Origin of the sequence: Fulvivirga sp. (assembly GCF_040218215.1) — a bacterium.
Lineage (GTDB): Bacteria > Bacteroidota > Bacteroidia > Cytophagales > Cyclobacteriaceae > Fulvivirga.
The window spans coordinates 134,357-157,695 of sequence record NZ_JAVJQL010000013.1; the positions used below are offsets into that span (position 1 = coordinate 134,357).

Genomic DNA, 23,339 nt, shown 5'->3' on the forward strand with positions numbered 1-23,339 from the left:
ACAGTTAGATTCCCAATCAACCCTTTTTTATCCATTAAGACATATATCTATGTCTGGAATAAAGATTGATGTCATTAAAGTAGAATAATTAAAAGCGCTGAAGCTAATATGTATGTCAGCGATTAAAATTTTTAACGACTAAACTTTAATAACGTCATGAAAAATATAATTCTAATATTAACAACCTTTTGTTTCGGACTTACGGGTTTACATGCACAAAATATATATTCAGAGCGTAAGCCTGGTTTAATGGATAAGGAATATGAAACTTTTGCCTTTCTAGATCAGAACGGTAAGAAAGGGATGAATGAAAAGGAACTATTGATTTTCGAAAATCCTATGATGAAAAGTATTTGGGTTTATGATGATCCCATGTTTCAGTCAGAAAGGAAAAAGGCTACAATTAAAAAGTCAATAAAACAGAGCCTTATTGATAATGGTATGAAAGTGGACAAAATGAACGCTGATGCCTATGTTTCATATTCTATTTTTAAAGAAAACGGAAAGTTGACAGGTTCTTTTGTTGATAAAAATGAGAATGCCTTTCCTAATGCAACAGAGTCAATAGACGTTGATAAGGGGACACTATTTGTAACACTTTTAGATAGTGATAGCGGAGAAATGTTATGGCAAGGTTTTAAAAATGGTGCCATATCCAAGAATAGTAGTGACAATGAATTGATAAAAGCTGTGACTGATATTCTTGACAGGTTTACCTTAGAATATGCTGGATAAGCCGTTGCTAATTATAAAAATGTAGCTAGAAGTAGCTTTAAAAAGTAATCAGCTTACAAAAGGCCTGAGATTAACTCGGGCCTTTTACTTTATAACTTTCAAAAGGTTTAATTGTTAATTACTTAGTAACTTTTGAAATATTTATTTTTCTATCCCTACCTCTCAATTGAATTTCACCAATAGTCTGGACATTGTAAGTATCATTGGGTTTCAATAAATCTAAAAGTTGCTGTGAGATAAGAAGTTGTGCATTATACTCATTGCAAAGCATCTGTATTCTCGAAGTTGTATTAAGTACATCACCAGTAAAGACAATTTCTTTTTTCAGCTGGCCTATTTCACCTGTTGTTACAGGTCCGCAGTGAAGACCCGCCTTAAACTGGGGAACCAGGCTGAAAGCATTGAAATACTCGTTGGATTTTAAATTGATATTGTCTTTAATTTCGAAAAAGCAATTCAAACAGTTATTGTTTTTAATGCCCACAGATTTCGGCCATGAAATGATGATTTCATCACCCACATATTGATATATTTCCCCTTGTGTATTGAGTATGGCATCAGACATATCGGCATAATACTTATTGAGCAACTCATAGTATTTTACATGTCCGAGTTGCTCGGCAATAGTGGTGGAGGACTTCATATCCATAAACATAAAAACCCGTTCTTCAATGCTGGGTTTATGATACTTGCCCATTATAAAATTGTAAACCACCATAATACCCATACTCTTGCTCATTTCGAAAATGAAAAATGACAAAAAGAAGGCGAATCCGATATAAATAAAAATTGAAGTAAAGGCGAAATTGCTAACAAAGCGCATTTGACTTTGTATAACTGCAGCATCAATAATTGGTTTGTTCAATCTATGACTAGTAAAAACTGCACCTAGAACAACCAGAAACAGAAAAATCAGGAAGGAATAGAATGCTGATTTAAAAAATACTTTGAAAGCAAATGGCTTTTTAACAAAGAGATTTTTAAAAATAAACACCTCCATACAGCCAACAATAATCCCTAAAAGTGCTGCACCGAACACAACATAAACTATTTGTGATTTACCACCATAGACATTATTGGTTGAGGGGTAAATGTTGCTATCACCTAAAATACCATATTCTACAATACCATACAGCGAGCCGAATAGTGTCCAGAAGGCAGTAAATCTGACTATTATCTGAAGGTTGTGTTTTTGTTTGGGTGTCATAGTTTAGAAATTGCCGGAAGCACCACCACCACCAAATTTCCCTCCTTCTCCTGAGAATGTGTTGGTACTGTCAATTTTCCCAAACGTCTGATCAAGCACTAAAGATTCAATTTTTAAGCCCGAATCTAAATCTTCATCTGCTTTTGCGGTAACACCTAGTTTATCTTCCTGCCAAAATTTGAGTGCCAGCCAGACAATTCCAAGAATGATTGCCCCACCTAAAATCAGAGCATATTCAATTGGCATAATGGAGTGATAATATCTAACCGTCATTACACTTAGTGCTACGGCTATTAAACCAACATTAAGCAAAGCCAGGTTTCTTTTTACCAGCCCGAAATAAATGTAAGCCAATGGTATGGCGGCTGTAAGAATCATAAATATGATTTTCACAAAAAGGGGGAAGGCATCGGCAAGGCCTAGTTCTTTACTAAGCTCCATGACCACCAGGTAATTACCCGAAAGGTAAAACATCGCAATGCTAATCCAGTTGATTACCTCCCAGCATTGTTCTGTAGCCTGATCCGTGCTTGAATCTATTCTCTTCTCAGAGAGCCTGAACCCAAAGAAGCTTAAGCCCATGAGCAGAAACGGGATAAGTAAGGTCATGACCCCTCCGATATTGTACGCCAAAAAGAAGACCAGGGCAAATAATGATAAATATGCTCCTGCTGTTAACAGTCGATCTTTATAAATGAAGGCCGGCACACCCAGTAAAATGAAATAAAAGGAACTGATAAAAAGCGTGCTGTCAAACAGGTTTTCAAATAGCAGGATGAAGGTTAAATGAAAGAAGGCCAAACTGGAATATAATGTGGCTTCATCTGCGCCAGACCCAAACTGATGCTTTTCGTTAATCACAAATTTTTGTAGCACAAACAAAAGCAGCAAGGCGCCAACCAAACTTAGAAACCAGCCACTATTGCTGTCGATCACTTCAATGAAAATGAGGGCTGCAAATCCAACACCGGCACTGATAATAATACAGGTAAGTATAAACAAACCGATGCTTACAAACAGGTTGGTTGGTTCATAGCGTGGAATTAGTGCAGTCACTAGCTTATTTAAAGCTTCCTCATCTATCCACTTTAGTTTACCCCATCTTTTTACCTCTAAAAAGTGAAAGTAGTTATCCCTTCGTTTTTTATCGTACCCTAGCATATCAGATCATCTGTTTGTAAGTCCGTCTTAAAAATTGGATAGCGAAAATACTGCTACCTATAAAATACATGAGCAATAGATAAGCCCATAGAATGGAATCGGCACCCATCGAAATACAACCCTTAATTATTAGATAAGTCACTGCGATATAGCTATAGATAAAGGCACAAAGCAGTGCATAAAAGGACTTGTTGATTTTAGCATAGTAGAAAGCACCAGCTACCAACGGGGCAATCAAGAATATCCATAACCAGCCAAGCTTGAAGTTGAAAGTTGCTACAAGGACTGCTATTGCCCCTAGATGAAACCCGAAGTTATAATAGGTGAAGTCAAAGTGCTTTTTAAAACTTTTAGATGCCCCCAGGTACCCTGCTCCAATTAGAATAGCGCATAGAATAAAGCCTGCCTGCACAGCATCAACATCTGAAAAAGTGCTTTCCATTAAAAGCGATTTTGGTGTAAGGGTGATACCCAACCAAGAGGCAAAAAGAGTGATGCCCATGGATAATAGCCCCAGGTGATCAAACCGATAGGCCAATCCAAAGATGACTGCGGCAGGTATGATCGTTGCCGTGCCATACCGGTCACCAAAAATGTTGTACTGAAACTGTAAGTATCCTTCAAAAGTGATGAACAGGAGTACGCCTAATAAAAGAATGTAATCAAACCAGGTATTAGGTGAAGCCCATTTGTCAGGTTGGAAAGGAGCAGCATTTTTAAAGCAATAGTAAAAGCAACCCGCAGACAAGAGGCCGATAATTCCAACTATTGTTATGTGGCCAATGGTGTCAATATTTTTGTAGATAACAGTGCCCAGACCAGTGGCCAGCAGGGTCACGCCCAAATACATTAATGTTCTAATGTGCCAGAAAATGGACATAGGTTTGTTTGCCTGATAGGTTTTTAGCTCACTGGCAAATGCCTCGGTTACTAAACCATTAGCTTCCAGATGTTTTATGGTATGCTTCATTCTACTGGCCCCTCAGCACCACCATCTAAAACAAATTTCCAGTTACCGTCTTCTTGTTTTTTCCAAATCGACACATAATACCCTGTTGATGTTGATTCTACGCTGTCTTTGGTGATCAAAAAGTACTTGCCAAATGTATAACCAAGCTCTCCAGACATAGCAATTTCCGCTTTTATCGGCTCCCAGGTAAGCTCCATTTTAGAGTCGTCCATGGCGGTATATACCTCTGTAAGCTGCGTTTTTCCTTTAATTGGTTCAGCGCCCTGGTCTAATTTCACTACATCCTGATCAGCATAAAATATGAATGCCTCTGATATTCCATTTTGCTTTGACATGTCAGAAAACTCTTTGTCTACTTTTATCAAATCATTAGGATCAGCACTGACCTCTTCTTTTGGTGGTGAAGAGCAGGAAAAAGTTATAGCTATAAGAAGTAAAGTAAATCTATTCATATTGTTTTTTTAGTTTGGTCTTAATGTGGTTAGCATAAAATTGTATGGGGTCATCACTGCTAATCAGTGAATCATATAAGGTCTTGCGTACATTTCGAAACAACAATGACGAATCATTTTCCTGGGCAATTAAATAACCGGAAATGCCATCGCAAGAATAGTAAGCGACATTGTTTGGTACGTGGTATCTGGAAATCTTGATGGACTGCATGAAACGGAATGTGCTTTGCTCGATAAGCTGTATATTTTCGTTTAGGTTATCAGTAAGCTCAATTTGATGGCAATCTGTTTTTTCAGGATCCATTTTGAAATTATGAACTTCCTGGGCAGCCGTTATCGACCCAAGCAATAATAAAACAAACAAACTGACATATTTAGTAAGTCGCATTGGCTAAAGTTAGCATTTTTGTAATTGAAATAATTGTGCTTATTTCCCACCTAAAATATCTAAGATGAAAAAATATTTACTCCTATTAATTATCGCAAGTGCATGTTCTGCCCAGGTTCAAACTCAATCTACTGAATCCAGTGCTGAAGAGGAAATATCCAAGCAGTTAGGTAATGCGGTGCTATGGTATCAACGGTCTGCAGAAATGAGGCTAGCCTACTACCAGGCATACCAATATGGGAAGTTGCTGTTGGATAATAAATTGGCAAATAGCAGGAATTCTAAGCCACCGGCCATAGTGCTGGACATAGACGAAACTGTGTTGGACAACAGCCCTTATGAGGCATGGCTTATAAATAACGGGGAGACCTATAAAACTGAAAGCTGGAAAAAATGGACCTCAGAAGCAAGGGCCGCAGCTTTGCCAGGGGCTTTGGAGTTCGTAACGTATGCCAAGTCGAGAGGTGTTGAGGTTTTCTATATTTCCAATCGCACTGTCCAGGAATTGGACGCTACCCTAAAAAATTTAAAAAGGGAAAATTTTCCCAATGCCAGCGATGCATTTGTGATGCTTAAAACCTCGGCCAGTGATAAAACAGAAAGACGGGAGAAGGTGTTGGAAACACATAATGTGATGGTCTACCTTGGTGACAACCTTACCGATTTCTCAGAAGAGTTTGCCGACCGTGAGTCGGATATGGGATTCAAACTGGTTGATAATAAAAAGGATATTCTGCTCAACAATTTCGTGATGCTTCCAAACCCGATGTATGGAGAATGGGAAGGCGCAATTTATGATAATAATTACGGGTTATCAGATGAGATAAAGCTTAAGAAACGAAAAGAAGCCTTAATTAGATAATGTTAATACCAGCTTCCTCCAAGGTTTCTGAATGGCCATGGAATTGATGCCAGCATAAGGATAAGCCCTATGATATAATATACCATGATGGTTTTGAATTTTTTACCATCCATGGTAATTCTTTTGGCTTTGCTGTAACCTACAGTAATCAATACAATGGCCAAAACCATCAATGAGACGTGCTCTACCAGGAAGAAGCGAAGGACATCGTCCTTCATTGAAGTGCCACTAAAAACAACTTTGGGGCTAATAAAGTAAAGTGCAAGCCCGATCAAAAATTGAATGTGGGTAAATATGAGAGCAAAAAGTGCTTTTTTCTTGTCTTTATTGGTAAACGTGACACCACCTTTAGTTTTACCGAAACTATTTACAATAGCAATAATCAAAGCGGCCAAAACCAACCATCTTAATCCTGAATGTGCACTTCTTAAAATATCATACATGCTGCTTGCCTTTTAGTATGCTTAAAGATACTCGCCTTTTTTTCGTCAGCAAAATTCTATTTAGAAGAATATTCTTCGGCTATCTTAAGGGCTTTGTAAGTATTCACTACACCAGCAGTATTTGAAAGCTGAGAGAAACTGGTTAATTCATCCATAGTGCCAGGTGTAATTACCTCTAAATCAGGATATTTAACTGATGATTTTTTTATGATTTCAACTACCTGCTCAGGACTTAGTTCAGGATAGTAGGAGAGGAGTAGTGCGGCTATGCCTGAAACAATTGGGGCCGCCATGCTGGTGCCACCCAATTCGTCATAAGTATTATCAGGCAGGGTGCTCATGATGTCTTCACCAGGAGCAAATACATCAACCCTTATTTTGCTGTAGTTAGAGAAATCTGCAGGAAGCATCTCATCGGCCGTTGATGTTGACGCACCTACTTCAATCCACAATCTGGCAGAGTCCCCTTCAGTATAATATTTTACCGGGTAACTTGGTGTTATGCCAATATCCTGACCGTCATTGCCAGCTGCATGAACCATAATTACGCTCTTGGTCATGGCATATTTAATGGCAGCATCCACCACTTCCTTATTTGGTGAAAACGCCTTTCCAAAACTCATATTAATAATCTGTGCCCCGTTATCAACGGCATATCTAATGGCATTGGCAACATCTTTATCCCGTTCATCGCCCTCTGGCACTGCCCTTATTGGCATAATAATTACATTGTCTGCCACACCATTAATGCCGATCTTATTATTTCTAGTGCCAGCTATTATACCTGCTACATGGGTACCATGCTCAGCATCAGGACCCATTACATTGTTGTTGCCATAATATTGCTCTGTCGGATCATTGGGGTTATCGCCAACCAGACTTCGGTAGTCAGCATTTACATTGTACATTTTCAGTTCGTCATCAAGCACATCAAGTACCTGATCAAAATCAGTCTCCAGTGATCCATAGTATTGATAAATGAGCTCCATAAATTCCTGCGCCCTTATTATGGTAGAATCAGTGCGTGGCAGTGAATTGATTTTTTTGACAGATAATTCATCGGAATTAGTTTCCTTCTTTAGAAACTCAACATAATAGTCATAGGTGCTTTTTATTCTACTGTAGTACTCAAAATTAGAAACCACAGTTCTTACCTGGTTGTGAACACTATCCCTGATGCCTAGCCAGTATTGGTATTCTTCAGAGTCCCTCGTTTCGGCCGAGACACTATCAGAGTATTGTTCACTAAGTTTTTTATAGATTCTTACTATTTCATAATTCTCATAAAGTACATCACCATCCTTACCACCAATAAAACTCCAGCCATGTATGTCATCAATGTATCCATTGTTATCATCATCAACATTATTATTGGCCACCTCACCTTTGTTGGTCCATATTTTATCTTGAAGATCTTCATGGTGCGTATCCACCCCTCCATCTATTACAGCGACTATTACAGTTTTTGACTTTTTCTTCTTCAAAAGTTCTTTATAGGCCAATTCAGTACTTGTGCCCGCAACATTATCTTTCTTTAAATCCTTAAGGTGCCATTGATTATCCTGGTAATTTTTATTTTTTGACTCCTGGCCAAATATATTTTGGTTTAGGCATAGCAAACCAAATAATATATATCCCACCTTTTTCATACAGCAAGTTTTATTAATAGACAAAATACAAGGTTATGGAAAAAACCTGTCATTTATAAGTTGGTAAAACGGACCCTTTATTAATTATTGCACAGGCCATCTCTAAAAATCATACTTTTTCAATAAAAACCTTACAGTAGTAGGCTGGCAAGCATCAGTTCATAAATTATTAAAAATCAACCAATTACCTTTGTTATGTTAACAATCAAAAAGTTATGGAGATGATGTACTACGTGTGTTTGATAGCTATGGCGGCTTTTTTCTCAACTTTCTTTTGGGCAGTAGCTCGTTCTAACAATTACAACTCTGAAGAGAGTTGATATTTGTCATTTAGTTTACCTTTTGAAGGTTTAATCATTATTTAACGTCCAATTTATTCGTATTTCGATATAACATCTTTTAATTTAAAGTTGTTAGTAAATCGAAAATATGATTACCGATTCCGTTTCCCTATTATCAAAATTTAAAGAGGTCAGGTTGCAGTCTGAGAGAATCTGCAAACCTTTAAAGACTGAAGATTATGTGGTGCAACCCATAGTTGATGTCAGTCCACCGAAATGGCATTTGGGTCATACCACCTGGTTTTTCGAAACTTTTATTCTGGTACCATTTCTTAAGGATTATTCATTATTCAATCCTGATTACGGTTATTTATTCAATAGTTATTATGAAACAGTAGGTGCCAGGGTAATTAGAACCGACAGGGGAAACATTACCAGGCCAGGGGTTCAGGAAGTGCTGGCTTACAGGGCTTACGTTGATGAACATATGGAAATGTTTCTCAGTGGTGAGGTTGAAAACGAGGTAAATGACCTACTTGAATTGGGACTACAGCACGAACAGCAACATCAGGAGTTGTTGATCTATGATATCAAATATATACTTGGCAACAACCCATTGTTTCCTGCCTATCAAAATCAAATAGAAAAGACTGATACCGCAGCCAGACCCTTAGGCTGGTTAAATATTGAAGAAGGAACCTATAAAATAGGCTTTGATAAGCAAGGCTTTTCGTTTGACAATGAACATGGAGTGCATCAGGTGTTTCTGCATGAATATGCAGTTGCCGATAGACTGACGACTAATGGAGAATACCTGGAATTTATGGAAGATGGTGGCTATTCTAATTTTAAACACTGGCTTTCAGATGCTTGGGAGTGGGTAAAAACCAATGAAATAAAAGCACCAGAGCACTGGCACTTTCAGGATGGGAAATGGCACCAGTATAACCTTAGTGGCGGCTTACAGGCTGTTAACTTAGATGCCCCTGTTACGCATATTAGTTTTTACGAGGCTGATGCCTTCGCCAAATGGAAAGGATTAAGACTACCTACAGAATTTGAGTGGGAGGTAGCATGTCTTCAATATGGAAGCCTCGACCATGCTAAGGGTTTTAGTGATAATGGCCTATACCAGCCTCAATCAGCTGTGAATGACAATCAGTTTTATGGCGAAGTTTGGGAGTGGACAGCCAGTGCCTATAGGCCGTATCCATATTATGAGGCACCAGAGGGTGCTGTTGGAGAATACAATGGAAAGTTCATGGTCAATCAGATGGTATTGAGAGGAGGATCATGTGCTACACCGAAAGATCATATCAGGGCAACTTATAGAAATTTTTTTCACCCACATTTAAGATGGATGTTTTCGGGTTTGCGCCTTGCGAAGCATTTATAAACTAAAAACACACAATGAACCAATTTGCAAGCGATGTCCTTGAAGGACTTTCTGCTCAACCCAAGAGGTTGTCCTCAAAGTATTTTTATGACCAAAAAGGTGATGAGCTTTTTCAGCAGATCATGGCGCTGGATGAGTATTATCTTACCAGAACAGAATACTCCATTCTGGATCAATTCAAAGGCCAGGTTTTGGATCAGTTTAAGTCAGATGACAAACCATTTAACCTGATAGAATTTGGTGCAGGTGACGGTTATAAAACCAAAGTGCTGCTAAGGCATTTTCTTGAGCAGAAAGCTAATTTCTGTTATATGCCAATAGACATCTCCAGCAATGTACTTGCGCAGTTGGAGACTTCTTTAAAGGCCGAGCTACCAGCTTTGAATGTTACACCTGTTTGCAATCATTATTTTAAAGCACTCGAAGAGTTAAAAGAGGAAAAGGAACGAAATGTAATTCTATTTCTGGGCTCTAATATTGGAAATTTCACAGAAGAACAGGCAGATTCATTTCTCAAAGGCCTTTATGACGCTTTGAAACCGGATGATATTTTGTTCATAGGTTTTGACTTGAAGAAAGACCCTAAAGTGATTTTGGATGCCTATAATGATAAGCAGGGTGTGACAGCTGCCTTTAACTTCAACCTATTGGATAGAATAAATAATGAGCTGGGAGGGAATTTCAACACTTCACAATTCAGGCATTACCCTGTCTATAACCCTATGACAGGAACAACTACCAGTTATTTGATTAGTGAAAAGGAACAGACTGTTGAGATCATGGATGCGGCCATTCACTTCAAGGCATGGGAGCCAATTCACATGGAAATATCACAAAAGTATGATCAGGCTATGATCAATGGCATGGCAGAAAAGGCAGGTTTTGAGATTATAGATGCATTTACAGATGATAAGAAGTATTTTATGAATTCTGTTTGGAGGAAGTGAGTTTTTGGCAGGTATTCTCTTGATTATTTTTGATTCTGAGAAATAAGTATATCAAGCTGGTGAACTAATTCTGCTATATCATTCTCGATTATTGACCAAACTATTTCATAGTCAATTCCGAAATAATCATGAACTATGCGATTTCGAAAACCTCTTAGTCTATTCCATGCTATTTCTGGAGTGTTAGTTTTGAAATCTGGATTAAGACGATTTGCAGCCTCGCCTATTATTTCAAAATTTCTAATGACTGCATCTGTAGTCTTTTCATCATTGACAAATGAATCATAATTTAAACCTTCAACATATCTTAAGATTTTATCTGCAGCATCTTTCATGTCCATTAATAGTAAGAGATGATCTCTTTTAGACATATACTAAATCTGATTTGATTGTTTCAAAATATCTTGCTTTTATTCCATTACGGGAAACTAAGTCAACTTTTAAACCTAAATAGGACTCAAATTCATCGGCAAGATCAATGAATTTAATTCCTACATTGTCAGTAAATTCAACCAATATATCCACATCACTATCTTCATTCTGCTCGTTTCGGGCATATGAGCCAAAAATAGCAATGGATTTTATAGGATATTTTTCGAAAAACTGAGTTTTCCGGTGAGTTAAAGAGTTTTTTATTTCTGCTAAAGATTTCACAATTCAAATATATGCTTATTCACGCGCATTCACGAATGGAAATTAATAGGTTTTGATACCAATGTAAAGACCCAAGGTTATTAGGCTTTAAAATTATTTATACCTTCACTGATGATAAGAGGTATTTTATGAATTCTGTTTGGAGGAAGTGATTGATATTATAGGAATTCCTCATTAGATTTGCCGTCCTTCTCAAAAGTTAATGCGCACGTGGTGGAATTGGTAGACACGTCAGCTTGAGGGGCTGGTGACCGTTAGGTCGTGGAGGTTCGACTCCTCTCGTGCGCACATGTTTTATACCTACATTCTTAAAAGTGAAAAGAATGGTGCTTTATATAAAGGGCATACTGAGAATTTGCAGACGAGATTAAACTATCACAATTCAGGAAAGGTAAAAAGTACTAAGGCGCACATTCCATGGCAAATCGTGTATTTCGAAGAGTTTGACATAAGAGAGGGGGCTATCGCCAGGGAAAAATATTTTAAAACTGCAGCAGGCCGTAGATTCATAGATAAGCTTAGTATTTAAAATGATTTTGTTTTGATCATCAATTTTTTACTTTGCATGTTCAAAAACGTGATGGTCGTGTAGGTTCCCCGCCCGACTGACCGAGTCATTCGGTCGGGCGGAGACTCCTCTCGTGCGCACAATAATCTAAAATTTTGAATAGATACTTTTTTTTGGTTCTAATATTATTTTTTGCTTGTTCAAACAACATTGAGACGAGCCAGTTACAAGGTGGAGATCAGAATGGTTTAAATATTATAGCCTATACAGTCGATTGTGATCAGGTTAGATTTTACTTAGAGGAAGCCTTGAGAGTTGATCAAGGAGTTCGAAATGGTGAAATAGACATGTCAATGGAGGAGGTTGATGCAGCGAATCAAGCTTTGTTTTATAGTATTATGCAATGCTGTGGAGCAGATAAAATTGTAGGGGCTGGAGATCAGGCGACACGGGCTGCATTCTTTATTACTCAGCATGCACCCTTGGAATTTCAGCTAGAGTATGTCAATCTATTTAAAGAATGGTCTAAAGAAGGTATTATTTCACCAAGCACATTCGTACTTATGGTTGATAGAATACGTTTGAGGCAGGGCAAAACACAGCTATATGGAAGCCAAATTTCTACAGATGAATCAGGAGTAAGCAAATTGTCTCCAATAGATGACTTAGATAAGGTGCGGGCAAGGAGAGATTCTCTATTTATGGAACCTCTTGAGGATTATGTGGCCAGATTTGGGGTTACACTCGAATAGGGAGATTCTTAATGTGAATCTCTGGCAATCTTGTCTTGCCATCAAGTCAGATGCGCACGCTTCATTTTTCTCAAAAAATACTTTCATTAAGTAGTTAAATATCAGTAGTTTGACGGTTGTTTTAAGACTCATATGCCTCAACTGATAAGATCTACCCTTTTTAACATTCATAAAATTGGTCTTAAAATTATAGGAGGCCTACTTATTCTGAGTATGATTTTGGTCTACATTAAGGTAGATGTAGATTACATATCCATAGGTAATCTAAGGGTCATATTTTGGTTTGTCACTATCTATATCAACTTCAAATTGCTTGATAAGATAAAAAGAACCTACAGCGCATCAATTATGATGGCATCCTGCTACCTTTCTTTTTTTATTTATCCTCTCTTACCTTTTGAGACTAATTATGCCGAAAATTTATTTCTGCTACCATCAACCCTAATCATATTTTCTGTTCTTCCTTACCTTGTTTTCGACTTGAAATCAGAGAGGCTTTGGATTGTTTTTTGGGTAGTTATACTATTTGTCACATTTATGATTTCGGTAAAATATTCTATTTTGAATATGGACATAGTGAAGTATCAGGGCCTTATTGTAGTTTTTACAGAATACACAATGTTGGCGGTTGCATACTTTGCAAGCTGGATATTTATTCAAATTATGTTTTTCAGGTATTTGAAAAATATTGAGGTCCAAAATGTCAGGATTCAGGAGGTCAATACTTTGCTCGATGAAAATGTGTCACTAATAAATGACCAAAACACGGTGCTTGATCATCAGTCGCGTGAGTTAATAAGATTACAGGATGAGATAGGATCACTCAATGATAAACTTGAACTCGTTGTGAGGGAGCGTACCGCTGAGCTCGAAAAACAAACAGAAGCATTAAATAAATATGGTTTTGTAAACTCGCAATTGGTGCGTGGGCCGATTGAGTTAATAGTTAATGATAAATCTTTGGATTTTAACGGTACAGATTTGAACCTCGAGCTGTTGAACTCCATCATGCAGGACTTAGACTCCATTACCTATGCCATAAGTGATGTGCTTAATTTACAAAATCTTGAAGGCATCAAAGAGGTAGAGAAAATGATTCAAATCAGATATTCAAAAAATGAGGGAATATAATTCGTTTCAATTCCCTGAATTAGATTCAGATAACAGGCTTCGGGTTACCATACTCGAAATAAGCCGGGTAGTGATCTGGATTCTTTCCTTTGTATTACTTTTTTACTTCTTAAATACAGTGCTGATACTAAAAAAGACCATGGACTATGGCTTTTACAGGTTGGTATTGATGCTAGTATGTCAATTAGTTATTTTAAAATTCCTGGGCAATCTTGCTTATAAAAAGCTTGCTTTTTTTAGTATTAGCACCTTGTACCTGGGCTTTTTTGTTTATCCTTTTTTAGATATTTCCAGAAGGTTTGAAGAGAATGTATTTTTGCCGTTGGTATTGCTGATTTTTGGTATGACCCTCCCTATTCTTTATTACAATGCCAGGAAAGATATTAGAATAATATTCAGTTGGATACTCACCATATTTTTCACTGTAGTAATCAATCTGGTCTATCAATATTCTATTGCAGATCAAACAGAACATAAATTTTTTGTGATTTTTGAGAATCACCCGATGGCCATTATTGGATTCTTTTCAGCCATTTTATTTCTTGTTCTTTCCTTCTTGAATTATCGAAGATATAATAGTAACCAGTACGATGTTATCCTGGATCTCAATAAGTCATTAAACGATAAGCTTATTGAAATTTATGAGAAGAATAATGAGAAGGAGGCTCAAAATGAAGAACTAAAATCTATTCAGGAAGAGCTACTGGCCATTAAGGAAGGTCTTGAGGAGAAGGTTAAGATAAGAACAACGGAATTAAAGGAGCAACAGAAGGAAATTATCCGATATGGCTTCATGAATTCTCATATTTTAAGAGCACCCATCGCCAGAATTAAAGGCCTAATGAATATTGCTCAAAAGTTAAATAATGGCAGCGAACGCGCTAATATTTTAGAATTGATTAGGCAATCTATTCGTGAATTGGACAATACTTCACAATCCATCAATGAGATCATTAACAACCAAAATAAAGATCAACTCAAAATTATCGAACAGAAAGTAGAGCAGTTGTATGGAAATAAGAATTGAATCTCAATTCTCCTTCTTCTTAAATATGTCTCCAATTTTCTTGAAAAGGCCTTTTTTCTCTTCACCAAATTCTTTCTCTTTCGCCTTGTCCTTTTTATCTAACCCAAGCACTTTCTGAATAAAATTCTTGTCCTCTTTTTCAAGGTCACAATCAAGCAAGGCCAATTGGTCTGCACCTAAAGCTGGAAATCTGGCCTGAGTAATGACATTCAAAGAAGCATCTTTGTTCATGTCATTAAAAAGGCCAACAAATATGGGCAAGGCCATATTACCGCCACTACCTAAAGCAGTACTTCTAAATCGTATCGCAGGATTATCTGCACCTACCCAAACCCCAACCACCAGCTTAGGGTTATAGCCAATGAACCAACCATCAGTATTGGATTGAGTGGTGCCCGTTTTGCCTGCTAAGTCATTGGGTAATTTATATTTCCAGCGAGCAGATCCTGCTGTACCTTCATTCACCACCGATTTCAGCATTTCATTCATAAGCTGGGCAGTGGTTTGCTTAATTGCTCTTTTAGGTTCAGGGTCTTCCAGCTCAAAGAGCAGCTTGCCTTTTTGGTCATAAATTTTAGATAGATAAACAGGCTGTACTCTACTGCCTCCATTGGCCATGGTGCAGTAGGTTTTCGTCATTTCCATCAGGCTGATGCTGGCCGTGCCAAGCGCTACAGAAGGCACCTCTGGCAGTTTCTCATCAATGCCCATTACACGGGCAGTTTCTATCACATTATCGATACCCACATCTTCCAGCACCTTAATGGTCACGGTATTTATAGATTTTGCCAGGGCACCGGTGAAAGAGTATTTCATCACATTTTCATCCTTATCGGCATTGCCAGGTGTCCAGCCTTCAAGGTTTTTGTAGACCGTTCTGGATGCTGAAGTATATTCACAGGGCTTCATGCCCTGTTCTAATGCCGCTGCATAAACAAAAGGCTTAAATGTAGAACCCACTTGCCTCTTTGCCCTGATGACATGGTCATATTGAAACTGGCTGAAGTCAATACCGCCAACCCAAGCTTTAATATGGCCGTTGTTAGGATCAAGCGCCACCACTCCGGTTTGAAGGAGCATCATATAATGCTGCAGGGAATCAATGGAGCTTATTTCTGTTTCTTTAAGACCTTCCCAGGTGAAGATATCCATCAGGTTTTTGGTCTTCATTTTCTTCAAAATCTCCTCATGACTAAGGCCTTTCTTTTTTAATGACTTATAATGATCTGTGTTTCTGATGGCTGTATTCAATAAATCCGGATTGGTGCTCCACGGTTTTTGCCTCGACCAGTGATCATCAAACTGCCGTTGAAGATTGGCCATGTTTCTGGTCATGGCTGCCTCTGCATATTTTTGAATCCTGGAATCAATGGTAGTATAGATTTTTAGGCCATCAGTAAAGAGATTATAATTTGTGCCGTCTTCTTTAGTGTTTTCTTCAGTCCATTTTATCAGATCTGGTTTAATGAAATCCCTGAAATAGGTCGCCAAACCTGTGCTGTGTGAGATTTTATTATAATCAATTTCAATAGGTAGTTCTTTTAACGTGTCATATTCTGCTTTACTCAGGTAGTCATATTTCACCATCTGGCTCATCACCACATTCCTTCTAACCTTTGTTTTGTCAGGAAATAACCTCGGGTTGTAGGTGTGGTTGGCCTTGAGCATACCTACTAAAACTGCAGCTTCCTGAATCTTTAACTCAGCGGCCTTTTTATTAAAAAACCTTTTGGAAGCCATTTCAATACCATAGATGTTTTCACCAAATGGGACGGTGTTGAGGTAAAGCTCCAGTATCTCTTCCTTGGTATAAATGCTTTCCAACTGAAAGGCAATGAGCGCTTCTTTAACTTTAGTTACAGCAATATCAAACTTGCTGTTCATGTCTCTGGGAAAAAGGTTTTTAGCCAGCTGCTGACTCAATGTACTACCACCTCCACCTGATCGATCTTGCAAAATGACTGTCCGCAGTATCACCCTAACCAGACTTCTTGGGTCAACACCTTTATGATCGAAAAATCGGGCATCTTCAGTGGCTACCAGTGCATTGATCACGTTAGGCGAGATGTTTTCGTATTTGGTGGGGTTTCGCTCCTGAACAAAGAACCTTCCAAGCAATACTTTATCAGCACTATAAACTTCAGTGGCAATGTTATTCTGAATGTTTTTTAAAGACTCGTCACTAGGCAATGCGCCAAAAAAGCCAGCCTTTATCAGCATCACAAATACAATGGCCAGTCCCAAGCCTGCGAAGAATAAAAGGCTTAGGTATTTAAAGGCAGTTTTTAGGAATGATTTTTTTTGTTTTTGCTCCTTCTTTTTTCTCGGCATCTAATCGGTCAGGTTTCTGTAACTCTTCATGGGCAAATTTGGAATAATTTTCTCCAAATTGACTTATCTTCGAAATCTTATCATTTAAAATTGTGATTGCTTGTAATGGATCATAATCAGGTGCTTTAGATTCCGGCCTGTCTGCCCGACAAAGGCAGGCTCAAGGCCGGAATGACAACTGAGACCTTATTTTTGTCATTGCGGACTCGATCCGCAATCTTTTTGTATTTAGTACAGGCAAAATCAATGATATAGAATAATTAATTAAAAAATATAGTTATGGCTATTAACGTAAAACTACTCAAGAAAATATGTGAAGCACCTGGAGTCCCGGGTTATGAAAGCAAGATCAGAAACCTTATCATCAAAGAGGTTACTCCGCTGGTCGATAGTGTAGAGGTGGACAATATGGGTAATGTTATTACCATAAAAAAAGGCAAAAGCGATGCTAAGAAAGCCATGATCGGTGCTCATATGGATGAGATCGGTTTTATGGTGACCCATATAGACGATAAAGGCTTTGTAAGGTTTACTACGCTTGGTGGCTTTGACCCTAAAACGTTGACTGCACAGCGTGTGGTCATTCATGGTAAGAAGGATGTGATCGGTGTAATGGGCTCTAAGCCAATTCATGTAATGAGTCCTGAAGAGCGCACCAAAATGCCAAAGACAACAGACTTCTTTATTGACCTTGGCATGCCCAAGAAGGAGGTGGAGAAGATTGTGAGTGTCGGCAACCCGATCACCCGCGAGCGTGAGCTGATAGAAATGGGCGAGTGTGTTAACTGCAAATCAATTGACAACAGAGTGTCGGTTTTTATATTGATAGAAACCCTTCGTCAGTTAAAGTCTACACCTTATGATGTTTATGGCGTATTTACTGTTCAGGAAGAAGTAGGCATAAGAGGAGCCAATGTGGCAGCACATAGCATTAACCCTGATTTTGGTTTTGGACTGGATACCACCATTGCCTTTGACCTGCCGGGCGCGCAACCACACGAAAGAGTGACTGCTCTTGGAGAAGGCACTGCGATCAAAATTATGGATGCCATGACCATCTGCGATTACAGAATGGTGGACTATATGAAAGAAGTGGCTGATAAAAATAAAATCAAATGGCAGACTGAGCTGCTTACCGCTGGCGGTACTGATACGGCTGGTATCCAGCGTATGGGAAAAAACGGAGCCATATCAGGAGCAGTTTCCATCCCTACCAGACACTTGCATCAGGTAATAGAAATGGCCCATAAAAAGGACATTGATAACAGCATCAAACTACTGAAAGCGTGTTTGGAGTCGTTGGATGGGTATGACTGGAGTCATAAATAGAATGCTTCATTTGTATGGTTCTAAGATGAAGTTTATTGTTTTCTTATTACTCACACCTTTATCGGTATTCGGGCAATTACCTAATCGTCAATATCAACCAATTGATACGGGAAGCTATACTGTTCATGAGGATATTTCCAAAATGGCCAGATATGAGTATCATGAAAATGGATTTGTTATTGGGAGAAAATACAATAAGAATGGCAAAATTGAACAGGTAACAACTTTTTTTGGTAATAAGAAAAATGGAAATTATTACTTGTTTAAGGATGACATTTTAATGTACCGATGCACTTTTAAAGAGGATATATATGATGGTGAAGAAATTGCTTATAATTCTAAGAATCGAAATGATTTTACAGTTAGGGATTATCAAGAAGGCAGCCTTAAGTCAATAACGGAATATAAAGAGGGGGTAAAAAGGAAATATTTAGAAGTAAATGAAATAACTGCTAAGGGTAAAAAATATATGTCAGTTCAATTTAGATTAAAAAGAACTTTTTACCCTAATGGCCAGATAAGGCGTGAAGTTGACTATTCATTAAGTAAAAAAGGAATTGTGACTGAATATGATTTAGAAGGCAATAAAATATCACCTAAAGATAAATAGGGTTAGAAAATTGTCATTCTGAACCCCCCCCAACTGGTCTTAGTGTCTCACTAAGACCATATAAGTTTTAGTCTTAACGAGATGCTAAGACTAGGTAGTTAAGATGTCTCCGCTCTGCTACGACATGATTGAAAATTGAAATTCTGGTTGCTTGGTTTGTGAGTCAAAGACCTATAATTCAGACACCTTTATCTTTCCCAAAGTATATTAACCCCAAAAGCAAGATGTTCTGAATCAGGTTGAGTAATTTAATATGAGAATTACTTAATATCTCAAATGATAAGATCATGATTCACTCTGAAGAGCTTAAGAAAAACCCAAACCTATACCTGTTCCTGCCTATCTACTATGCATTATGGGCAGATTCAATTCTCACTAAGGCAGAACAGGACACACTCAATGCTTTGTTGAAAAGTCAGAATTGGCTCTCCGGGAATGAATTACAATTTCTTCAAAGCTACCTAGACCCTAAAAAAGATGTAAGGCCAAAGGAGCTTAAAGAGTGGAAGTCTAAAATTTTGACCGCTGACATTAAAAAAAATCGCACCCTTACCGATTTGGGACTTGACCTTGCAAATAACCATTCAAATGGTCAAAAAGTTGAAATTTCAGATGATACCATAAGTGCTTTTCGGGAAGCGGAGCGTCAGCTTGGGATGATCAGTAATGAGGTGAACTACATCTTTCAGGATGAGCATAAAACGGTTACTGGTAATCTTTCAAGGGAATCGAATTTTGATATTTCAAGTATGACCGCAATTCTGGAAGGGCATGATGCAGAGGTTATTCGTAAAGTTAAAGCTGTTATTGCAAGTCCTAATTTTAAATATCCCGCTAAGGAGAGCTTGGCGCAGCAGCGCGAAGATGTGTACAAACTTTGTCAGGTACTAGCGGAGCATGGATTTGGTGCTTGGGCTTTTCCTAAGGAGTATGGCGGTAAAGGTGATATGGGAGGCTATTTCACAATTATGGAAACGCTGAGTTTTCATGATTTGAGTATGGTCATAAAGTTTGGTGTGCAGTTCGGACTTTGGGGAATGAGTGTATTTTTTCTGGGCACGGAGCGGCATCATAAAAAATATTTAAAAGACATAGGCACATTGAAAATACCCGGTTGCTTTGCGATGACAGAAACTAACCATGGCAGCAATGTGAAGGGCATAGAAACAACGGCCACTTACCACCACAGCAATAAGACCATTACTATCCATACCCCTCATGACAAGGCTTGCAAGGAATACATAGGTAATGCTGCCATCCATGGACAAATGGCCACGGTATTTGCCAAATTAATGATTGATGGTACTGACTATGGCGTCAGTGCTTTTGTAGTTCCGATAAGAACAGCAGATGGCAAGGCACAGCCTGGAGTTACAATAGAGGACTGCGGACCTAAGATGGGGCTTAATGGTGTTGACAACGGAAAAATTTGGTTTGATAATGTAATCATCCCGGCAGAAAATATGCTGGACAAATTTGCCGGTATTGATGAAAATGGAGAATTCACAAGCCCAATAACCAGTGATAATAGAAGGTTTTTCACCATGCTAGGCACTTTGGTAGGCGGACGAATCGGTATTCCCAGGTCGGGATTATCAGCTACCAAATCTGGATTGACCATCGCCCTTAGATATGCAGATGGTAGAAAGCAATTTGGACCGCAAAGTGGAGAAGAGGTGCCCATCTTAAACTATAGGTTACATCAGAGGAGACTCTTGCCACCTTTGGCCACCGCATATGCTTTACACTTTAGTTTAAAATATCTCACCAGCAGGTTCCTTAAAAAAACGGAAGAAGATGCTCAGGAGATAGAAGCACTTGCCGCAGGGTTAAAAGCTTATACCACGTGGTTTACCACTTCAACTTTGCAAGAGTGCCGTGAGGCCTGTGGAGGTAAGGGCTACCTTGGTGAAAACAGGATACCAGACCTGAAGGCTGACACTGATGTTTACACCACTTTTGAGGGAGATAATACGGTGCTGATGCAGCTGGTGGCTAAAAATAGACTTACTGAATTTAAACAGGAGTTTCATAATATGAGCCTTGTTACAGTGTTTAACTATGTTGCTGAAAAAGCGAAAGTCAATATTGTTGAGAAAAATCCTTTGGCCGTTCGTAATACCGATGAGGAGCATCTATTGGATTTTGATTTTCATATGAAGGCATTTACTTACAGGGAAGAGTCAATCTTAAGTTCTGCAGCACAGAGATTGAAGCGATTGATTGAGGATGGGATGGATTCATTTGACGCATTCAATGTCAGCGGCCATCATATGGTGAATGTTGGCAAGGCATATATAGAAAGAATAATATTAGAGCAGTTTCAAGATCAGGTAGAAAGAACTACAGATGTTGAATGTCAGCAGGTACTTCGAAAGCTGGCGCAGCTGTTTGCTTTATATACCATCGAAAATAACAGAGGGTGGTACCTTGAGCAAGGTTATATGGAAGGTGTAAAGACTAAGTCGATTAGAAAGTTGGTAAATCAACTAAACTGGGAAATTAGACAAGATGCTATTGCATTGACTGATGCCTTTGATATTCCTGATCATTGTTTAGCTGCTGATATTGCAGTTTCTGATAGTTGATCAACCAAGTTTACCTGCCCATTGCCCGGCAAAAGCAGCAGCTAAACCAATAATTACACTTAAGCTAATGTATAGGAAAGAGGTCATGATGTCTTTCTGAGAGAGCAGGCTGAAATTCTCCATAGCAAAGGTGGAGAAGGTAGTAAAGCTTCCACACAGTCCCACGGCTAATAACAAACGCATGGATTCTGAAAGGTTGTTTTTGAAGGATAGTGCCACTAGCAAGCCCAGTAAAAAACTACCAATAATATTAACACTAAAAGTGGCCAGAGGAAATGAACCGATGAATCTTTTGTCTACAAAAATATAAACCAGATACCTGAGCGTACTGCCTAAAAATCCACCTAAACCGACCAGTAGTATGTTCTTGAACATTATTTCATTTTTTTAGACGCCTTCTTCTTCATGTATTTAATCACATTAGCATAGTTAGTATGCTCCTGCATGGAGAGGTTCAGTTTTTTCATATCAGTGAAAAGAATTTCAACTTCCATATACTTTCCTCCAGCAGTTTTAATGGCCGTCTCGTGCCACATTTTCACTTCTTTAAGGGGGTAATTTTTACTGCTAAACCTTGTAGGGAATCTTATGATAATGCTTTCCTTACCAACACTTACCACCTTGTATTTAAATACAATTCTGAATAATAGCCCAAGACCTAGAGGACCTAGCAAGGCAGTTGTTGCCAGATGGTACCATTGCGGATTTGAAGAGTTTAAAACAATGCTTAAGGTGTAGCCACTAATGGATATACATGCAGCCACAAATATTCCCAGGGAAAAAAGTGTACTTACTTTCGGTTTGACAACGATCATGGGTGTAAAAATAGAAGAATATAGAGAATTGAACCTTTAACCTAGGGAAATTGATAGGTTGGTTTTTGATTAAGCACAGTTTCCAGACTTTTCCGAACCAACTCGCCCATGGTATTGCAACTCAAAAAGTCATTGTTGTTATAATGCTTTGATAGATCCTTGGCCAACGACTTTACATTCTTTGGTGTAGAAATATTGTCAGTAGACATGGCCGCTAACAATTCATTCACTTTGTCTTTACTGGCCTTATAGCGGTGTGCTATTAATGAGCGCTCCTCCTTCTGGTACTGCTTTACTGTTTCAGGCGTCATGCATTTAAGACCGATTTCTATTAGCGGATTATTCTGTTTGAAATACTGAGGCAGGTAAATAGCCTTCCTGCCTTCATATGACTGCTGATCAAAATCTATAGCACGCAGACGATAATCTACTTCTTCAAAGTCAGGAGTGATATCAATCACGAAGTTGCTGGAGTGCATATCGCCCAAAAGCCTTACAATGCATCTTTCATTAAACTTTACAAACTCTTTGGCAAATCGGATTTGATTTAGGTTCTCATCATTCAAGTGGTATTTTATAAACTGATCGCCCGGTATCCCAACAATATGCTCCTCAATTAATGTCTCCTCATGCACCACATAACTAATTCTGTTAGGGGAGAGCAGATGTTCTAATTCTAAACCATATACACGCGAAGCATCTGCATTTTTAATGTAGAAATAATCAAAATTGTCATTGATACGGTTAACTATCCTGATTCTAAAAGGCTGTGTATTGCCAAAAATACAGAGGTCAATTCTATCTACAAACAGATGCTCCATTACCGAAAGGTCTCCATCAGCCTTCAGAATGGCATAAATGGTTTTCACACTATGATGAATATCCTTCATTTCATCCTGAGGGTAAAAGACAGTCTCCCAAAAGGTATCTTTCCCACGCTGATCTATGAGTGCTATAGAATTATCATATCGCAACAGGTCTTTGTAATTAATAGGCAACTTGATCTCTCTATCATGCCTTTTGAGATAATCCCTGAGCGTGGCACTTATTTTATAGATATTTTTCTTTTTGCTAATAATGGCCATAAGGCATAAATATAGGCA

General features: G+C 38.4%; 24 protein-coding genes and 1 tRNA gene. 12 read left to right on the forward strand and 13 right to left on the reverse strand.

From position 1 onward, the window contains the following. Positions 1–156: 156 nt before the first annotated feature. Positions 157–735, forward strand: a complete 579-nt coding sequence (locus RIB54_RS07695) for a DUF4136 domain-containing protein (protein ID WP_350100263.1) — start codon at positions 157–159, stop codon at positions 733–735. 118 nt (positions 736–853) lie between these two features. Here RIB54_RS07695 and RIB54_RS07700 read toward each other — a convergent pair whose 3' ends face one another. From RIB54_RS07700 to RIB54_RS07720, 5 genes are read right to left on the reverse strand one after another with little or no spacing between them, the layout of a single operon-like run. Beyond that, complete coding sequence (locus RIB54_RS07700; protein WP_350067188.1) at positions 854–1,942, reverse strand: adenylate/guanylate cyclase domain-containing protein; 1,089 nt, start codon at positions 1,940–1,942, stop codon at positions 854–856. A gap of 3 nt (positions 1,943–1,945) precedes the next feature. Next, entirely contained in the window at positions 1,946–3,103 is a 1,158-nt protein-coding gene (locus RIB54_RS07705; protein ID WP_350100265.1) for a hypothetical protein, read from the reverse strand. Between the two features lies 1 nt (position 3,104). After that, a complete protein-coding gene (locus RIB54_RS07710; protein ID WP_350100267.1) occupies positions 3,105–4,073 on the reverse strand; it encodes a DUF2157 domain-containing protein in 969 nt (322 codons plus the stop codon). Beyond that, positions 4,070–4,525: a YybH family protein gene (locus tag RIB54_RS07715; protein ID WP_350100269.1), complete on the reverse strand. Its 456-nt coding sequence runs from the start codon at positions 4,523–4,525 to the stop codon at positions 4,070–4,072. The genes RIB54_RS07710 and RIB54_RS07715 overlap by 4 nt, the downstream gene beginning before the upstream one ends. Further along, a complete protein-coding gene (locus RIB54_RS07720; protein ID WP_350100271.1) occupies positions 4,518–4,913 on the reverse strand; it encodes a hypothetical protein in 396 nt (131 codons plus the stop codon). Before RIB54_RS07720 ends, RIB54_RS07715 begins: the two co-directional genes overlap by 8 nt. A gap of 64 nt (positions 4,914–4,977) precedes the next feature. Here RIB54_RS07720 and RIB54_RS07725 point away from each other — a divergent pair, with 64 nt between their 5' ends. Continuing rightward, positions 4,978–5,775 (forward strand): 5'-nucleotidase, lipoprotein e(P4) family, encoded by a 798-nt coding sequence (locus RIB54_RS07725; RefSeq protein WP_350100272.1) that lies wholly within the window; start codon positions 4,978–4,980, stop codon positions 5,773–5,775. Positions 5,776–5,777: 2 nt separating this feature from the next. Here RIB54_RS07725 and RIB54_RS07730 read toward each other — a convergent pair whose 3' ends face one another. After that, positions 5,778–6,218 (reverse strand): cytochrome B, encoded by a 441-nt coding sequence (locus tag RIB54_RS07730; protein ID WP_350100274.1) that lies wholly within the window; start codon positions 6,216–6,218, stop codon positions 5,778–5,780. 56 nt (positions 6,219–6,274) lie between these two features. Continuing rightward, complete coding sequence (locus tag RIB54_RS07735) at positions 6,275–7,867, reverse strand: S8 family serine peptidase (RefSeq protein WP_350100276.1); 1,593 nt, start codon at positions 7,865–7,867, stop codon at positions 6,275–6,277. Between the two features lie 429 nt (positions 7,868–8,296). Here RIB54_RS07735 and egtB point away from each other — a divergent pair, with 429 nt between their 5' ends. Together egtB and egtD are read left to right on the forward strand one after the other, a co-directional pair. Continuing rightward, positions 8,297–9,544, forward strand: a complete 1,248-nt coding sequence (egtB, locus tag RIB54_RS07740; protein ID WP_350100278.1) for an ergothioneine biosynthesis protein EgtB — start codon at positions 8,297–8,299, stop codon at positions 9,542–9,544. Between the two features lie 14 nt (positions 9,545–9,558). Further along, entirely contained in the window at positions 9,559–10,491 is a 933-nt protein-coding gene (gene egtD, locus RIB54_RS07745; protein ID WP_350100280.1) for an L-histidine N(alpha)-methyltransferase, read from the forward strand. Between the two features lie 23 nt (positions 10,492–10,514). Here egtD and RIB54_RS07750 read toward each other — a convergent pair whose 3' ends face one another. Together RIB54_RS07750 and RIB54_RS07755 are read right to left on the reverse strand one after the other, a co-directional pair. Further along, on the reverse strand, positions 10,515–10,862 hold the full coding sequence (locus tag RIB54_RS07750; RefSeq protein WP_350100283.1) for a HepT-like ribonuclease domain-containing protein: 348 nt from the start codon (positions 10,860–10,862) through the stop codon (positions 10,515–10,517). After that, on the reverse strand, positions 10,855–11,145 hold the full coding sequence (locus tag RIB54_RS07755; RefSeq protein ID WP_350070955.1) for a nucleotidyltransferase family protein: 291 nt from the start codon (positions 11,143–11,145) through the stop codon (positions 10,855–10,857). The genes RIB54_RS07750 and RIB54_RS07755 overlap by 8 nt, the downstream gene beginning before the upstream one ends. 204 nt (positions 11,146–11,349) lie before the next feature. Between RIB54_RS07755 and RIB54_RS07760 the strand changes: the two genes are divergently transcribed. The 5 genes from RIB54_RS07760 (at position 11,350) to RIB54_RS07780 (ending at position 14,563) form a co-directional block, all read left to right on the forward strand. After that, a tRNA-Leu gene (locus RIB54_RS07760) sits at positions 11,350–11,433 on the forward strand. Between the two features lies 1 nt (position 11,434). Beyond that, entirely contained in the window at positions 11,435–11,674 is a 240-nt protein-coding gene (locus RIB54_RS07765) for a GIY-YIG nuclease family protein (RefSeq protein ID WP_350070952.1), read from the forward strand. A 134-nt stretch (positions 11,675–11,808) separates the two neighbouring features. Next, positions 11,809–12,405, forward strand: coding sequence for a DUF6624 domain-containing protein (locus RIB54_RS07770; protein ID WP_350100285.1), 597 nt, complete (start codon positions 11,809–11,811; stop codon positions 12,403–12,405). 213 nt (positions 12,406–12,618) lie between these two features. Beyond that, positions 12,619–13,536 (forward strand): hypothetical protein, encoded by a 918-nt coding sequence (locus tag RIB54_RS07775; protein ID WP_350100288.1) that lies wholly within the window; start codon positions 12,619–12,621, stop codon positions 13,534–13,536. Then, entirely contained in the window at positions 13,523–14,563 is a 1,041-nt protein-coding gene (locus RIB54_RS07780) for a hypothetical protein (RefSeq protein WP_350100290.1), read from the forward strand. Before RIB54_RS07775 ends, RIB54_RS07780 begins: the two co-directional genes overlap by 14 nt. A 3-nt stretch (positions 14,564–14,566) precedes the next feature. On the opposite strand, the gene RIB54_RS07785 is transcribed toward RIB54_RS07780, so the two are convergent. Continuing rightward, entirely contained in the window at positions 14,567–16,894 is a 2,328-nt protein-coding gene (locus RIB54_RS07785) for a penicillin-binding protein 1A (protein WP_350100292.1), read from the reverse strand. A 279-nt stretch (positions 16,895–17,173) separates the two neighbouring features. On the opposite strand from RIB54_RS07785, the gene RIB54_RS07790 reads away from it, so the two are divergent. The 3 genes from RIB54_RS07790 to RIB54_RS07800 all read left to right on the forward strand — a co-directional run bounded on the left by RIB54_RS07790 (position 17,174) and on the right by RIB54_RS07800 (position 21,421). Then, positions 17,174–18,223 (forward strand): M42 family metallopeptidase, encoded by a 1,050-nt coding sequence (locus RIB54_RS07790; protein WP_350100294.1) that lies wholly within the window; start codon positions 17,174–17,176, stop codon positions 18,221–18,223. 25 nt (positions 18,224–18,248) lie between these two features. Continuing rightward, positions 18,249–18,833: a hypothetical protein gene (locus RIB54_RS07795; RefSeq protein WP_350100296.1), complete on the forward strand. Its 585-nt coding sequence runs from the start codon at positions 18,249–18,251 to the stop codon at positions 18,831–18,833. Between the two features lie 287 nt (positions 18,834–19,120). Then, entirely contained in the window at positions 19,121–21,421 is a 2,301-nt protein-coding gene (locus RIB54_RS07800; protein ID WP_350100298.1) for an acyl-CoA dehydrogenase family protein, read from the forward strand. Here the strand turns inward: RIB54_RS07800 and crcB are convergent, their stop codons facing one another. The 3 genes from crcB to RIB54_RS07815 are packed head-to-tail and all read right to left on the reverse strand — an operon-like array spanning position 21,422 to position 23,321. Further along, a complete protein-coding gene (crcB, locus tag RIB54_RS07805) occupies positions 21,422–21,796 on the reverse strand; it encodes a fluoride efflux transporter CrcB (protein ID WP_350100300.1) in 375 nt (124 codons plus the stop codon). After that, positions 21,796–22,236, reverse strand: coding sequence for a hypothetical protein (locus RIB54_RS07810; RefSeq protein ID WP_350070920.1), 441 nt, complete (start codon positions 22,234–22,236; stop codon positions 21,796–21,798). The genes crcB and RIB54_RS07810 overlap by 1 nt, the downstream gene beginning before the upstream one ends. A gap of 41 nt (positions 22,237–22,277) precedes the next feature. Then, on the reverse strand, positions 22,278–23,321 hold the full coding sequence (locus tag RIB54_RS07815) for a hypothetical protein (protein WP_350100302.1): 1,044 nt from the start codon (positions 23,319–23,321) through the stop codon (positions 22,278–22,280). Positions 23,322–23,339 lie beyond the last annotated feature (18 nt).

What these genes read in the sequence shown, in the direction of transcription:
- RIB54_RS07700 (WP_350067188.1), bottom strand. Translation starts at nt 1,942, where the DNA reads ATGACACCCAAACAAAAACACAACCTTCAGATAATAGTCAGATTTACT.
- RIB54_RS07815 (WP_350100302.1), bottom strand. Translation starts at nt 23,321, where the DNA reads ATGGCCATTATTAGCAAAAAGAAAAATATCTATAAAATAAGTGCCACG.
- RIB54_RS07795 (WP_350100296.1), top strand. Translation starts at nt 18,249, where the DNA reads ATGAAGTTTATTGTTTTCTTATTACTCACACCTTTATCGGTATTCGGG.
- RIB54_RS07775 (WP_350100288.1), top strand. Translation starts at nt 12,619, where the DNA reads ATGATTTTGGTCTACATTAAGGTAGATGTAGATTACATATCCATAGGT.
- RIB54_RS07765 (WP_350070952.1), top strand. Translation starts at nt 11,435, where the DNA reads ATGTTTTATACCTACATTCTTAAAAGTGAAAAGAATGGTGCTTTATAT.
- RIB54_RS07710 (WP_350100267.1), bottom strand. Translation starts at nt 4,073, where the DNA reads ATGAAGCATACCATAAAACATCTGGAAGCTAATGGTTTAGTAACCGAG.
- RIB54_RS07695 (WP_350100263.1), top strand. Translation starts at nt 157, where the DNA reads ATGAAAAATATAATTCTAATATTAACAACCTTTTGTTTCGGACTTACG.
- RIB54_RS07735 (WP_350100276.1), bottom strand. Translation starts at nt 7,867, where the DNA reads ATGAAAAAGGTGGGATATATATTATTTGGTTTGCTATGCCTAAACCAA.
- RIB54_RS07790 (WP_350100294.1), top strand. Translation starts at nt 17,174, where the DNA reads ATGGCTATTAACGTAAAACTACTCAAGAAAATATGTGAAGCACCTGGA.
- RIB54_RS07705 (WP_350100265.1), bottom strand. Translation starts at nt 3,103, where the DNA reads ATGCTAGGGTACGATAAAAAACGAAGGGATAACTACTTTCACTTTTTA.
- RIB54_RS07750 (WP_350100283.1), bottom strand. Translation starts at nt 10,862, where the DNA reads ATGTCTAAAAGAGATCATCTCTTACTATTAATGGACATGAAAGATGCT.
- RIB54_RS07725 (WP_350100272.1), top strand. Translation starts at nt 4,978, where the DNA reads ATGAAAAAATATTTACTCCTATTAATTATCGCAAGTGCATGTTCTGCC.
- RIB54_RS07810 (WP_350070920.1), bottom strand. Translation starts at nt 22,236, where the DNA reads ATGATCGTTGTCAAACCGAAAGTAAGTACACTTTTTTCCCTGGGAATA.
- RIB54_RS07720 (WP_350100271.1), bottom strand. Translation starts at nt 4,913, where the DNA reads ATGCGACTTACTAAATATGTCAGTTTGTTTGTTTTATTATTGCTTGGG.
- RIB54_RS07780 (WP_350100290.1), top strand. Translation starts at nt 13,523, where the DNA reads ATGAGGGAATATAATTCGTTTCAATTCCCTGAATTAGATTCAGATAAC.
- crcB (WP_350100300.1), bottom strand. Translation starts at nt 21,796, where the DNA reads ATGTTCAAGAACATACTACTGGTCGGTTTAGGTGGATTTTTAGGCAGT.
- egtB (WP_350100278.1), top strand. Translation starts at nt 8,297, where the DNA reads ATGATTACCGATTCCGTTTCCCTATTATCAAAATTTAAAGAGGTCAGG.
- egtD (WP_350100280.1), top strand. Translation starts at nt 9,559, where the DNA reads ATGAACCAATTTGCAAGCGATGTCCTTGAAGGACTTTCTGCTCAACCC.
- RIB54_RS07730 (WP_350100274.1), bottom strand. Translation starts at nt 6,218, where the DNA reads ATGTATGATATTTTAAGAAGTGCACATTCAGGATTAAGATGGTTGGTT.
- RIB54_RS07785 (WP_350100292.1), bottom strand. Translation starts at nt 16,894, where the DNA reads ATGCCGAGAAAAAAGAAGGAGCAAAAACAAAAAAAATCATTCCTAAAA.
- RIB54_RS07800 (WP_350100298.1), top strand. Translation starts at nt 19,121, where the DNA reads ATGATTCACTCTGAAGAGCTTAAGAAAAACCCAAACCTATACCTGTTC.
- RIB54_RS07715 (WP_350100269.1), bottom strand. Translation starts at nt 4,525, where the DNA reads ATGAATAGATTTACTTTACTTCTTATAGCTATAACTTTTTCCTGCTCT.